At 49.1% G+C, this 13,007-nt stretch carries 12 protein-coding genes and 1 tRNA gene; 6 read left to right on the plus strand and 7 right to left on the minus strand.

What is annotated here, in order from left to right:
- Nucleotides 1-97 precede the first annotated feature (97 nt).
- The 5 genes from flgM to B2U97_RS02920 all read left to right on the plus strand — a co-directional run bounded on the left by flgM (nt 98) and on the right by B2U97_RS02920 (nt 2,737).
- On the plus strand, nt 98-421 hold the full coding sequence (gene flgM, locus B2U97_RS02900) for a flagellar biosynthesis anti-sigma factor FlgM (protein WP_011234402.1): 324 nt from the start codon (nt 98-100) through the stop codon (nt 419-421).
- A complete protein-coding gene (gene flgN / locus B2U97_RS02905; protein WP_153848898.1) occupies nt 421-822 on the plus strand; it encodes a flagellar export chaperone FlgN in 402 nt (133 codons plus the stop codon). The genes flgM and flgN overlap by 1 nt, the downstream gene beginning before the upstream one ends.
- Before the next feature lie 57 nt (nt 823-879).
- Nucleotides 880-1,359 carry an LPP20 family lipoprotein gene (locus B2U97_RS02910; RefSeq protein WP_273024788.1) on the plus strand — a complete coding sequence of 160 codons (480 nt, stop codon included), beginning with the start codon at nt 880-882 and terminating at the stop codon, nt 1,357-1,359.
- A gap of 97 nt (nt 1,360-1,456) precedes the next feature.
- A complete protein-coding gene (locus B2U97_RS02915) occupies nt 1,457-2,620 on the plus strand; it encodes a flagellar assembly protein FlgT (RefSeq protein WP_286823489.1) in 1,164 nt (387 codons plus the stop codon).
- A gap of 40 nt (nt 2,621-2,660) precedes the next feature.
- Nucleotides 2,661-2,737: transfer RNA gene (locus B2U97_RS02920), tRNA-Arg, on the plus strand.
- A gap of 6 nt (nt 2,738-2,743) precedes the next feature.
- Here B2U97_RS02920 and B2U97_RS02925 read toward each other — a convergent pair.
- The 7 genes from B2U97_RS02925 to B2U97_RS02955 are packed head-to-tail and all read right to left on the minus strand — an operon-like array spanning nt 2,744 to nt 12,001.
- Nucleotides 2,744-3,547, minus strand: coding sequence for a sterol desaturase family protein (locus B2U97_RS02925; protein ID WP_286823490.1), 804 nt, complete (start codon nt 3,545-3,547; stop codon nt 2,744-2,746).
- Nucleotides 3,540-4,178 (minus strand): CDP-alcohol phosphatidyltransferase family protein, encoded by a 639-nt coding sequence (locus tag B2U97_RS02930; RefSeq protein ID WP_286823491.1) that lies wholly within the window; start codon nt 4,176-4,178, stop codon nt 3,540-3,542. The genes B2U97_RS02925 and B2U97_RS02930 overlap by 8 nt, the downstream gene beginning before the upstream one ends.
- Nucleotides 4,171-4,839 carry an ATP-binding cassette domain-containing protein gene (locus B2U97_RS02935; RefSeq protein ID WP_286823492.1) on the minus strand — a complete coding sequence of 223 codons (669 nt, stop codon included), beginning with the start codon at nt 4,837-4,839 and terminating at the stop codon, nt 4,171-4,173. Before B2U97_RS02935 ends, B2U97_RS02930 begins: the two co-directional genes overlap by 8 nt.
- Nucleotides 4,823-6,442: an ABC transporter permease subunit gene (locus tag B2U97_RS02940; protein WP_286823493.1), complete on the minus strand. Its 1,620-nt coding sequence runs from the start codon at nt 6,440-6,442 to the stop codon at nt 4,823-4,825. The genes B2U97_RS02935 and B2U97_RS02940 overlap by 17 nt, the downstream gene beginning before the upstream one ends.
- Nucleotides 6,421-7,488 carry an ABC transporter substrate-binding protein gene (locus B2U97_RS02945; RefSeq protein WP_286823494.1) on the minus strand — a complete coding sequence of 356 codons (1,068 nt, stop codon included), beginning with the start codon at nt 7,486-7,488 and terminating at the stop codon, nt 6,421-6,423. The genes B2U97_RS02940 and B2U97_RS02945 overlap by 22 nt, the downstream gene beginning before the upstream one ends.
- Nucleotide 7,489: 1 nt before the next feature.
- Nucleotides 7,490-9,667, minus strand: a complete 2,178-nt coding sequence (locus tag B2U97_RS02950) for an FAD-dependent oxidoreductase (RefSeq protein WP_286823495.1) — start codon at nt 9,665-9,667, stop codon at nt 7,490-7,492.
- 9 nt (nt 9,668-9,676) lie between these two features.
- The gene (locus tag B2U97_RS02955) at nt 9,677-12,001 is read right to left on the minus strand and encodes a TonB-dependent receptor (RefSeq protein WP_286823496.1); all 2,325 of its coding nucleotides are present in this window, start codon (nt 11,999-12,001) and stop codon (nt 9,677-9,679) included.
- Nucleotides 12,002-12,209: 208 nt separating this feature from the next.
- On the opposite strand from B2U97_RS02955, the gene B2U97_RS02960 reads away from it, so the two are divergent.
- The coding region (locus B2U97_RS02960) for an AraC family transcriptional regulator (RefSeq protein ID WP_286823497.1) at nt 12,210-13,007 on the plus strand (798 nt) is incomplete at its 3' end.

Below are 13,007 nucleotides of genomic sequence, written 5' to 3' on the forward strand. Positions count from 1 at the left end.
ACGTGAGCGTCAGGCTACGTACTAAAATTTTTATTAAAGTATTTTTAAGTGTGGTCGATAAGTAACCGAGACATATTATCTAGCGAGGCTAAAAACCATGTCAATTAACATTAACAATGCCGGGCTGAAAAATGCCAACATTGATAGCAAATCCAGCAACCGTCAAGTACAGAGCGATGCTCCGGCTAAGCCTGCTGCGGTTTCGCAAAAAGGTGGTGAGGCCGTTTCGTTAACCAGCGAAGCGCAACAACTGAGTGGCTTACAGGAAAAAGCAATGAACAGCAGCGGCATTGACCAAGCCAAAGTTGATAAAATAAAAGCCGACATTGAAAGCGGCTCATACAAAATTAACGTTGAACAACTGGCCAATAAACTGGCTCAGTTTGAGTCTGACCTGTTCAGTAACGGCAGCAACGAATAATGACCGTGTTGGCGCCTGTTAACGATATATTACAGGATATGGCAGACTCGCTGGAAAACCTTGCGTTGCTACAACAACGTGAGCTTAATGCCATTGTCGAGCGCCAACACGCCGATGTTAACGCTATTGCCGACGCTAAAGAAAAAACGCTTATCCATATTAGCGAACTTGACCAGCAGTTGGCCCAACACCCGGATAACGAACAGTTAAAAGACGACCCGGACTTAGCTGAAGCGGTTGCTGCCATTAAGGCCACCCTCTCTGACGTTCAGCATCAAAGTCAGGTGAATGAACGCGTGGTGCAGTCAACGCTAAACAGTATTGAGCAGTTAAAACAATCTATTTTACAGTCCGCACGAAAAGATACCCTTACCTACAATAGCAAAGGTAAAATCCGTTAAAGATTTTGCCAGTCCAGCCGTTATAACCATAAGTACTTTGTTCAATCAGAGGTCGTTATGGCTAAGCATTTACTCTCTTTCGCTCTACTTGCATCTGCGCTGTTATTAAGTGGCTGTAGTGCTTACAACAAAATTGTGTACGATCAAAAACACGTTGAATGGGACACCCAGACACCAGACAAATTTCCGGTGTTGAATGCGGTTGGCTACGCCCCTATTGAAACCCAGCAAGGCGAAAATGCACAGCTAAAAGACTTAAACGCTATGCGCGCCTCTAAGTTAGCCGCCTACCGCGAGCTTGCTGAACAAGTCTATGGCCAGCGCATCGCCGGTAGTAGCTCGGTGGAAGACTGGGCTTTAAACCGCGACAGTTTTCAGGCTTCTGTAGACGGAGTTATTCGTGGCGCAGAAGTGGTTAAGACCTATACCGTGGGCGACTATTATGCAACGGAGTTACGCCTTGACTTTGAGAAGGTTCACCGCCTGTATCAAAGCACCAACCGTCAGCAGAAAGTGAAACGCGTTGTCTATTATTAAGCTCCACTTTTATTGAGTTAAACATGGCAGGGTTTTTGCAGTTAATTCCGATAGTAAAGTAACGACTAAAAACTGACACTTGGGATGCATTAACACCATGAACTGGAAAACCCTGCTACTTATCACCTCTGTTTTCTTTATTGCTATGCCAAGCGAGGCGCGTTGGGTGGAAGCTCAGGGCACTGCCCGCATTATTAATGGTGATACCAATGCCGCACGCGAGAAAGCCATCGAAAACGCCCTTCAGCAGGCATTATTAACCTCTGGCGGTAACATCTCCAGTATTCAGCAAGTCGTAGACGGCGTTTTACAAAACACTGAAACCCAGTGGAATAGCCAGGGCAATGTTGACCAAGTAACCATAGTTCGCGAGGAAGTACGCGACGACCGCGTTATTGTTCTGCTTCGCGCGGATATCTGGAACCGCGAAGGCGACTGTACCCGCAGCAGCTACAAAAACTCCGTTACCGTTGTGCCGTTTGAGCTGCGCGACCGCGCCCATGGTACCTGGGGACAAATTTGGGAAATAGGCAAAGTAGCGGCCGAACGTTTAGCCCGTGAATTAGGCGGCGTTGGCAGCCAGTTGCAGATTGCCCACACCCTGCACCGTCAAGCCGGTTTAGACCAGGCTCTCAGCGGCCTGAACCTGGAAGAATTAGGCCGCATGTCCCGCAGCATTGGCTTAGCTAATGACAGTCAGTTCGTTATTTTCGGCATGTTTGACGACCTGGCCATGATGGATACCAAATCTAGCTGGTTTTGGTCCAGCGACCCCGACCGACATTATGCATTAACACTTTACCTTCTCGATGCCACCACCGGGCAGCTAGTAACCCGTGCACGAGTTGAGAACACCCAACCCTGGACCTTTGATCGCACCACCGACGTCGATGTTGCCACCGCACAATTCTGGAATGAACCTTTTGGTGCAGCACTGGATAGCGGCCTGCGCGACTTAGCTTCCGGCGTAAAAGAACAGGTGGTTTGTAAGCCGGTGCGCGCCAGAATTATTGCCGTTGATGAAAACACCGTTCAATTCAACTTAGGTGAAAAGCACGGCGTACACACCGGCGATAAGCTAAAAATTGTGCAACCCAGCCATTTTACCGATGATCAGGGACGTTATCGTCAGAAGTGGCAGGTGAGTGAATTTGAAGTTGAGGTGTCCCAGGTGCAGCAGTCCACCGCCGTCGCTAAGTTGACGAAAGGGAACATGCTGCACAACGTTCAGGTGAACGACTGGGTGGTACCGGTTAACTGAGGGTGAAACCCGCGGCAGCTTCTGGCATAATTCGCGGCACGTCCCCGTAGCTCAGCCGGATAGAGCCGCCGCCTCCTAAGCGGCAGGTCGCAGGTTCGACTCCTGCCGGGGACGCCATGTCTATTAATTCCGGGTAATGGGGATCTTCAATAACCCCCAAAGTTTGGTGGTAAGTTTTGCGTCGCGGTATTCGTTCAGACCAATATCGACATTGTCGGAACCGGCCTTTGGCTTTGCGGTGAAGCTACGAAAGAGATGATCCCACCAACTGACACTAAAGCCGTAGTTACTGTTGGTTTCTTCTTTTTCTGTACTGTGGTGAATGCGGTGCAACTCCTGGGTAATGAGCACTTTGCGCACGAGCTTTTCCACAGGTTTGGGCAGTGCCACATTGCCATGATTAAACAAGGAGCAGGCGTTAAGAATAATCTCAAATACAATAACGGCTAGCGCCGGAGCGCCCAAAGCAAGAATGGCGGCTGCTTTTATGAAAAAACTCAGCACAATTTCGGCCGGATGAAAGCGCAACCCGGTGGTAACGTCGAAGTCCGGGTCGGCATGGTGCACCCGGTGCATTCGCCATAACAGAGGAACTCGGTGGAATAGCCTATGTTGCCAGTAAATAACGATATCCAGTGCGACAATGCTGACTACCATAACCAACCAAAAAGGTATTTCCGTACCCGCCTTGCTCAAGTAATGGAAAAGCCCCCAGCCGTTTTCTGATGCCAGAAGCGCCGCTCCAGTCAGGCCAACGGGCGCAATAACTCTCAGCAATATAGTATCAACGGCAACTATGGCGAGGTTTGCCGGCCAGCGCTGTTTACGACTGTAGCGAGGCTTGCGTTTAGGCGAGGCAAATTCCCACAACACCATAATAAGCAATACGCCAAGAAAAATACTTAAGCGCCAGGCCGTTTCAGACATTGGAGCCCTCCGGCTTTGCCGGTGGCTGTTTCAGTGTGCAGTAACCGGCAACAATGCGGGTTATTGCGGTAAGCCAGCAAGCGGCAGCGAATAGATAGGCCAGTACCGGAAAGTGCTGTGGCCACAAACAAAACGCCACAAAAAACAGAATGGTTTCAAAGCCTTCGGTTAGACCGCCCATATAATGCAGCGACTTATTCGGATATTCCGGGTTTTCGATACCGCGCTTTCCGGCAACGCTGGCAAAGGCCAGAAAGGTTGACCCAGTACCCATAAAAGTAACTAACAACAGGCCCGCAGCAATGGCGTTCTGTTCCGGCGACGCCAATAAAAAACCAAATACCACCGCGCTGTAGAAAATGAAATCCATCACAATATCAAGAAAACCGCCGGCGTCGGTTAACTGAGTGCGTCGTGCTACTGCGCCGTCCAGACCGTCGCACAGGCGGTTCAGTAAAATAGCCGCTAACGCTAGTTCATAGAGTTCAAAGGCTAAAAATGGCACTGCCAGCAAACCGATAATAAAACCCGTTATGGTAACCTGATCAGCACTGACGCCAGCACGGACGAGTAAGCGCGCAGGGAGGTCGAGAATTTTTCGGGTTAGCGGCAGTATTTTCGGATCAAACATTGGCGGCGACTCCTTTTACCTCAGTGCCCTGTATTTCAAGCACACGACCGCAAGCATCTGTACTGTCGTGAGTGACTAATAAGGTTGGAATTTGTTTGTTTTTGAGTTGTGCAAAGGTCCACTGCCTGACATCTTCTCGCAAACTGGCATCTAATGACGAAAACGGTTCGTCCAGTAACATGGCCTGCGGCTCTGCTAGTAATGAACAGATTAAAGCGATGCGAGCGTATTGCCCGCCGCTTAAGCTGTCGGGGTAAACCGTCCATTTATCCGTTAACCCCAGATTGTTCAGCATGGCTAGAGCTTTGTCTTTTTGCTGCTGGCGATTTAGTGATGAACGTGGCTTTTGCGCAAAATAGCAGTTCTCTTCAACCGTTAAGTGCGGAAACAAACCGCCTTTTTGAAACATCATGCCCAGTTGGCGCGCGGCAATTGAGCGCTCGCCGATATCTTCGCCGTTTAAGCTTAACTCGCCCTGAATATGAAAGTTAGGCAAGGGCTCACCAAGCACCCAGCGCAGCAAGGTCGACTTACCTACGCCACTCGGGCCCATCAGGGTAACAATCTCACCTTTTTCAACCGTCAGCTCACTCAGGCTGAATAAAGGCTCGGTGCCATTTTTTGTGCGCCTTTTTATTTCGAGGTTACGAATGTTCAGCATAACTTTTTGTCCTGATGAGTCCGACAGCAATAAACACCACCAATGGCAATAGCATTTGTAGTAGCGCATAAAGACTGCCAATACGCCAGTCGCCGCCGCTGGCAACGCTAACGGCTTCGGTGGTTAAAGTGGGCGTTAAGCCCTGCCCCAGCCATTGAGTTGGCAGGTACTGAGCAATACTAACCGAAAAGGCAACCGCAAAAGCCACTGCTATGGGCTGCTTTATCATGGGTAGCATAATTCGCCACCAGGCGGCTCGGGCGCTATAGCCCAGGCTTTGCGCCCGGGTTAACCATTGTTCGTTAAAGCGGGTATAAGCCCCGTGCAAAACCAAGTAGGCGTAAGGCAGAGTATAAACGGCATGAGACCAGAACACCCACCAGGCTTGCCAGCCACTACTCAGTTGCCCGCCAACTAGCCGTTGCCAACCGAGTACCAAAGGCACCTGCGGAATAAACAAAGCCAAAAGTACAGGCCAGTAAAACGAATCGGCGGCTTTCTGTCGTTGCTGCTGTAGTAGAACAATTGCAGCTAGCGTACCAAATAACGCACTAAGCAGCGCCAGCCAAAAACTGTTTACTGCTGGCTCAGTCAAATAGTCCCATTCGGTTTGCCAGCGTTCAAGAGTCAGTTCTGCCGGCCATAAGTCTGGATAAAACCAATGTGTCGCTAAGCTCTGCAGGGCTAAAACAACAATAACCCCCAACGACAGTACACCCAGAAGAATCCAGGTATAGCGGCTGGCTTTATCTGTGTTGAGTTTTACGGGTTGGGTTACTTTTTTACCGAGCACGAAGCGGCGATAGAAAGCATAATGCCGGGCATTTATTAATAGCAGTATTAAAGCCATAGCCAGTAAAACCCAGGCACCGGTTATTGCCTTAACCTGACTACCGGCAGAGAACTGAAAGCTCCATTCATACACACGCTGCGCCAGCACGCCCGGTGTGTTACTGCCCACTAACAGCGGAATATCAACCACCGACAGTGAGTAAATAATGACAGCCGCCATAGGAAGCGTCAGCCGTCTTAAAAGTTCCGGCATAACAATGCGCCACCAGGCTTGCCGTTCGCTGTAACCATAGCTTTGCGCCTGGATCATCCACGAATTAACAGGCAGCTGTTTTAATTGGGCTGATACCATTAGTAGTAAAAATGGCAGCTCTTTTAAAATTAGAACCACCATAGCGGTTAGTAGCGACTTTTCGGGTAATGGCCAGCCTGCCGGTGGTGCCGGGAACATGCCGCTGACGCTTTCCACTAAGCGTATCAGCCAACCGGACGGGCTCATTAACAACATAAGGCCGATCGCAAAAGCCACATGCGGAATGGACAAAAGTGGAGACAGGAGTTGCTGCAGACGAACGTTTTTTAATAATACCGGAGCCATCCACAGCGCTAAATAGCAAGCAACTAGTGGCGCGGCTACGGCGAGTATAAGGCTTGAAACTATTGAATCGTAATCTGCCAGCAGCTCAGTTAAGGCTATTACGTTGACGCCGGTTTCAGGGTCAAATGACGTAACCAGCAGAAAAAGCACACCACTGCCAACCGGCAGGATGATCAGCAATAACCAGACAACTATTGATAACGTGCGGACCATTCCCGCTCCAGATACTCCTGCCAACTGGCATGAAAGTCGTCGGTGGGTTCCAGCAGCGATGAGCCTTGCGCACTTTTAAGAACGGAAGGATCTCCCCAGCGGTTGGTATCGGCTTTGCGTTGCTGTGCTTTTTCAGACAATAAAAATTCGATAGCCGTTTTCGCGGCTTCGGGGTTATTGGAACTGTTCGGCACCGCCAAATAATGGTTATTGGTTATGGCTTTGTCTGACAACGTATGACGCTCAACGCCCGCAGGCAACCGACCATGATTTACCAGGGTTTTATAATCATTGGCATTAAAGCTGACCGCCATCAGTAACTGGCCATTTGCCAGATATGATATTTGCTCACCAGCTGAGGAAGGAAAATTCTCGCCCTGCTGCCATAACAATGGGTGCAGTTTGTCTAAATAGCTCCATAAAGGCTCTGTTAGTTCATTTGCATTGGTGCTATTCACCGGCTGCTGAAATAGGTCGCGCTGTTGCGGACACAGAGACAACAACAACGATTTTAATAAGGTAGTGCCATGAAAGTCCGGCGGTTTGGGGTAGCTGATGCGCCCTTTATTTTCCCGGGCGGCGTTAAGTAGGCTCTCGGCGCTCACCGTTTTTTTGGCGAAAAGCCCGGGGCGGCTAATCAAATTAAATTGCCCAACGCCCCAGGGCACTTCCAGCTCTTCCACCGGTTCGCCGAAGTCAGTTTGCCAGTTAAGCTCCGGGTTAATATTATTCATTGCCTTAATTTCACCGGCAATGGAACGCAAAGCGCCAGCTTCTTTAAGTGCATGAAAGTTTTCACCGTTTATCCAGATAATATCCGCGTTGGAATGGCCGTCTATAATCTGCTTAACCACCTCGGAGGCGTCCGCCACTTTATTATGGCGCAGCTGAATGCCCTGCTCTTGCAGTTCTTTTTGCGCCCAACGTAAGTAACTGTTTACTTCCGGCGAGCCACCCCAGGCATAAAAGTTAACCACTTCTGCCTTTAAAGGTACGGCGAAAAAAAGTGTCACTAGCAATAAACTGATGGCAGCAATAAAACGCATATTAACCCCGGCGCCAGCGATGAAATTTCTCAACCCATGTTAGCAGCTTCTGCGGCGCATTGGCGCGCTTCCACTCGCCGGCCACGTACTTATTCGCCTCGGCCAGAGTCGGATAACTGTGTATGGTGCCCAGTATTTTATTCAGACCAATGCCGTGTTTCATTGCCAGCACATATTCAGCCAGCAGCTCACCGGCCTGCGGGCCAACAATATTCACACCCAATAGTTCATCTTTACCGGGCTTGGTCAGCACTTTCACCCGGCCATAGGCACTGTCATCGGCAATGGCGCGATCCAGTTCACCGATGTCGTACTCGGTTACTTCGTAAGGTTTATCGGCTTTTTTCGCCTGCTGCTCGGTTAACCCCACATTCGCCACTTGCGGCGAAGTATAGGTAACCCAGGGAATGACAGAGTAATCAGCCCGGAAAGTTTTGAAAGGATCAAACAAGGCATTCACCGAGGCATACCAGGCCTGGTGCGAAGCAACATGGGTGAGCTGATAAGGCCCTGCAACATCGCCACAGGCGTAAATATTAGGGAAGTTGGTTTGCAAAAGCTCGTTGGTGCTTACCGTTTTATTGGTTTGCACGCCAAGCTCTTCTAAACCAAATCCTGTTATATTCGGTTGCCGCCCCAGCGCAATTAGCACCTTGTCGAAGGGTATCTCAACGTCTTTGCTCTGGTCGGCACTCTGGTCGGCATTCTGGTCATCAACAGTGTGCTCAGCAATAAGCACGGATTCGCCATTGTGTTGCTCGAAGCGCAAAGCTTTGTGGTTCAGCTTAATATCAATGCCTTCTGCCGTTAAACGCTGCGTTAGCAGTTCTACTGTGTCGGCGTCTTCCGGGCCCATAAGCCGCTCGGCCATTTCCACCTGAGTAACTTGTGAACCTAAACGCTGAAACGCCTGCGATAACTCACAACCAATAGGCCCGCCCCCCAGAACTAACAAGCGCTTGGGCAATTCTTCCAATTCCCAGAGCGTGTCTGAGGTTAAATAGTCGACTTGATCCAGTCCTTCGAAGTTAGGTACGAACGGCTTCGCGCCGGTGGCAATAATTATGCTGCGGGTGGTGATTCGTTTAGTCTCGCCATTGCTTCTCACTTCAACTTCCCAGGGTGAAACAATGCGCGCATCGCCTTGCTCAACATTCACACCCAAGTTGGTGTAACGTTCAACCGAGTCGTGCGGTTCTATCTCTTTTATAACCGACTTCACCTGCTGCATAACCTGTTTGAAATCAACCGACACTTCGCCAACATGAACCCCCGCACTTGAGGCGTTACGCGCATTATGAGCAAGTTCGGCCACATGAAGTAAAGCTTTTGAAGGTACACAACCGGTATTCAGGCAGTCACCGCCCATTTTGTGCTTTTCAATTAAGGTAACCTTTGCTTTTACTGTGGCCGCTATGTAAGCACTGACTAACCCTGCTGAACCGGCGCCAATAACCACTAAATTATTGTCAAAGGACTTAGGCTTTTTATAGCCTTTAAAGGCTTTGCGGCGTTTAAGGAGGGCTAGTACCGCTTTGGCAATTAACGGGAATATACCCAGTAAAACAAAAGCACCGATTAGGTCCGCTGAAACCACATCACCCAGACTTGATATCTGTGCTAACTGAGTTCCTGCGTTAACGTATACAGCGGTGCCCAATAGCATGCCCACCTGACTGACCCAGTAAAAAGTCCACGCCTTTATTCTGGTCAAACCCATAACCAGGTTAATGACAAAGAACGGGAACAGTGGAACAAGACGCAGGCTGAGTAAGTAAAACGCACCATCTCGCTCCATTCCGCGATTAATGGCGGTTAGCCGCTCACCGAATTTTTCCTGAACCCAGTCATGCAGAATAAAACGGGCACTTAAAAAAGCGAGGAATGCGCCAAATGAGCTGGCAAAACTGGCCAGTAAAAGACCCCAACCCAGACCAAATATGGCACCAGAACCCAGAGTTAAAATAGTCGCGCCGGGTAGCGATAACGCTGTGGCCGCAACATAAACAACAAAATAAACTGCAAATACTTGAAAGGGGTAATCAACAAAAAGCTGATTAAGCTGCTGTTGCTTTTCTTTTAGTACATCCAGAGACAGATACTGCGTTAAATCAAATGCAAAAGCGCTGATAAATAACGCGACAATAACCAACAGCAACAACAACTTTTTCAGTGACATGAGCTTTCCTTAAAATTTGTAATCGACGCTTAAACGCGCGTGTCTTGGCTGCGACGGAAAGGCCAGGGTTGCACCAAAGTAACCGCCTTCAAATACCGGTGACCAGTTGTCCTGATCGGTAGCATTGAACACATCAATACGGGCACTTAACTGCTCGTCAAAGCGATAACGTGCGTTCAGGTTTAGCGTGTGCTGGTCACGTATAAACACCGTTTGCAGATAATCTAGCGGATAATGCTTGGTATAGCTTAAATCGCCACCTATCGACCATTCGGACGTTATCCGCCAACCGGCAACCGCTGACGCCTGCACCTCCGGAATACCCTGTAATTGTTGATTGGAAGCGGGAAACGCGGTGAACTTAGGCGAGCCAACACCAGTACCTTCAATAATATCGGGGCGTGAATCATCAAACACATCAGCTACCTGACCTGTACCCTGTGAAGCTGTAGAGTTATCGTAGTGCGCGTCAATATAACTGGCCGCCAGAGTTATCCAATAGCCGGCTTCGTGAGTTCCTGAAGCTGAAGAGAAGTGCCACTGAGTTTCAAAACCCTCAGTACGAACTCCACTGTTAGAGCCATCGCGGTTGCGCAAGCTTCGCTTTTGGTCAAAGACTACAGCGTCTGCATACCAGCGGGCACCACTAGGAGCGTACTTAACACCCAGTTCATAAAGTGAATTTTCTGTGGCAAAGTTTTGCGAATCAATTTCACCGTCGGCATTTAATACCGTACCGCCCGCCATCGCGTTCGACGTAGAGTCGCTCTCATAGGCGGTTGCATAGAATGTCAGATCGGGTGTCCAGTTATACTGAGTTGATAAGCTTACCGCGGTTAGCCAGTCACTGTAGGTATCGCTTGCAGCTTGAACACCCTGTGGTGGAATGGGATCTTTCGCATCTACGTCATAATAGTCCGCTCTTACGCCACCGGTGACTCGCCATTTGTCCGTAATATTCAGCTCGTGTTGAGCGAAAACACCCCACTGGTAGCTTTTTGAGTCGGTGGTGTCTGACGTAATAAAATCGCCCGTACCATCGCCGTCAATATCGTACTGGCTGCCCGGCGATACCCAGAGACCCGGGCGCAGCTCGATTAAACTGGCTTTCTGATCATTAGTTAATGGAATGCGGCGGTTACTGAGCGGGCCCGTCAAGTCAATAGGATTATCCGCCTCGGTTGAGAACTGGCTGTAACCCAGTACATCGTTAATTCGTAAGTTAACACCTACTACCGTTTTCTTATTTATGTGCAGCTCGGTGCGGTTTTCAAAGGTGTGAGCGTCACCAATAATTTCAACAAAACTGTTCTGGTTAATGCCTTCGCGGGTTAAATACTGATAATACGTGCGGTTAACCAGAACCATGTCATCGTTCAGCCAGTGCTGAAGCTTTGCGTGCAACAAAGTGGTTTCAGCGGTATTGGTGTCGAGCGGGTCAGTTAACGTGGTACTGCGGTCAATTCGAACCTCTCCGGTTGGGCTAACAACAGCCCCAGCCCCCGGAACCCTCGAACCATTTGGCTGAACACCCTGACCGGTAATATACAAATTATGGTCTATCAGGTTTTGCGTTGGCCGGTTAATGCCTGCGTTGTCTGTCCAGTCAACATCGTAATATTCTAAGGAAATATCCAGCAGCGTGTCGTCGTTAGGCGCAAACTTATACGCCAGCAAAAGGTCATTACTGCGATGCTGATGAAAGTCGTAAAAGCTGTCTTCATCCACATATTCGGCGCTTACTCGCAGGCCTTGCTCCCCCTCTTTTAACACCCAATTATGGTCTAGCTGTAACCGGTACTGCTCCCACTCACCCAATTGGGCTTTCAAGGTTGAGTCCGACTCAGTCAGACGAGCGTTTTTGGGCTGCAAATTGACAAAGCCACCCACGCGTTGAGTAGTGCCCAGCATGACCGGCGGCGCGCCTTTAACAACAGCGATACCTTCAATGGCGTTAAACGACATGGGAATACCAAGCCCATTGTTACCGGCCTGACGGCGCATGCCCGCTTCAAATAACTCGCCCAGTTGGCCGCGAATGGTCGGCAGCGATGGATTACCAAAACCTGCCGCAGCAAAACTGTTAGGCGCAAAGCGCGCAATATCGTGTAAGTCATTAATGGCAGCTTCTTCCATTAACGACTCACTAATAGCCGTGGCAGCACGGGGGATTTCCTGCAGGCTCTCCGCTAAACCGAACAAACCCTCGGTTGTTTCTTCCGATGGCAGCACGACACTTCCGTCGTCGCGACCAATAACCTCAATAACTTCCATTGGTTTTTCTTGTGCCACCGCCGTTAACGGCAAGAACCCTAGCCACCACCACTTTTTCATTCTTGTATTTCCTTATTAAACCAAATGACTTACTAAACGAAACTAAAAGCGTTATTTGTTGCGCTAGTCAGTTACGTTTATCGCCAGAAATAAGATCGTTCTTCTGAAGGTATTAACCTTCAGAAATCAATGGCAAAGGCTCAAAACCTTTACTCTTGAAACGCATCACGCATAATAGTCAGTATTCACTACTTAAGCTTATAACGGAATGACAAAAACAACAGGAAACCCAACTCAAACAACGGAAGCTCTCAACGAACTGCTAGAGCAAGTTGCCCGGGGTACCGAACTGCACTTTGAATCAGGCCTTTGCGGCCACTGGACATTAATGGCCAAAGAGCCGGGAAAAGTAGCGTTTCATGTTGTCACAAATGGAGACTGCTGGTTTGGTTTACCGGGTTCTTCGGTCGAACCAATCAAACTAAGTGCCTCAGACATTATTTTTGTTAATAAAGGCGTTTCTCACTTTCTGAGTAAGACTCAAATTCCATCTGACATAAACGAATCCGATATTCCCCAGTATTGTCAGCGCGACCACGAACAATCTGGTGTTGTTTGTTATGACGTTAACTCCGCTCCGGGAGCAAATGATACTCTATTTCAACTACTCCCACCCTGGCTCATTCTAAAACAAGCAGACCAGCATCAGCAGCTATCACATATTATTGAGTTAATCAGAGCTGAGGCAATTAATCAGTCTCCCGGATACCAAACTGTCATTAGTCGGCTAAGTGACGTTCTTTCTCTGAATTTGCTGCGGCAAGTTATTGATGAGGGTAAGTCTCTTCGCGGCCCTTTAGCTGCTCTGAGTGATCGCCAGTTGCGTACAGTCATTATGGCCGTGATTAACGAGCCGGGCGCGGACTGGACTGTAGAACGACTGGCAGAACTCGCTTATTTATCAGTCAGTGCTTTTGCAGAAAGGTGTATAAAGAAAACTGGCGTAACCCCGAAAAAACTCGTCGACCAACTCAGGTTACAACCCCTGTGTGTCAGCATGGTGTTG

It is taken from the genome of Idiomarina sp. UBA3176, from assembly GCF_002364295.1.
GTDB classification, from domain to species: domain Bacteria; phylum Pseudomonadota; class Gammaproteobacteria; order Enterobacterales; family Alteromonadaceae; genus Idiomarina; species Idiomarina loihiensis.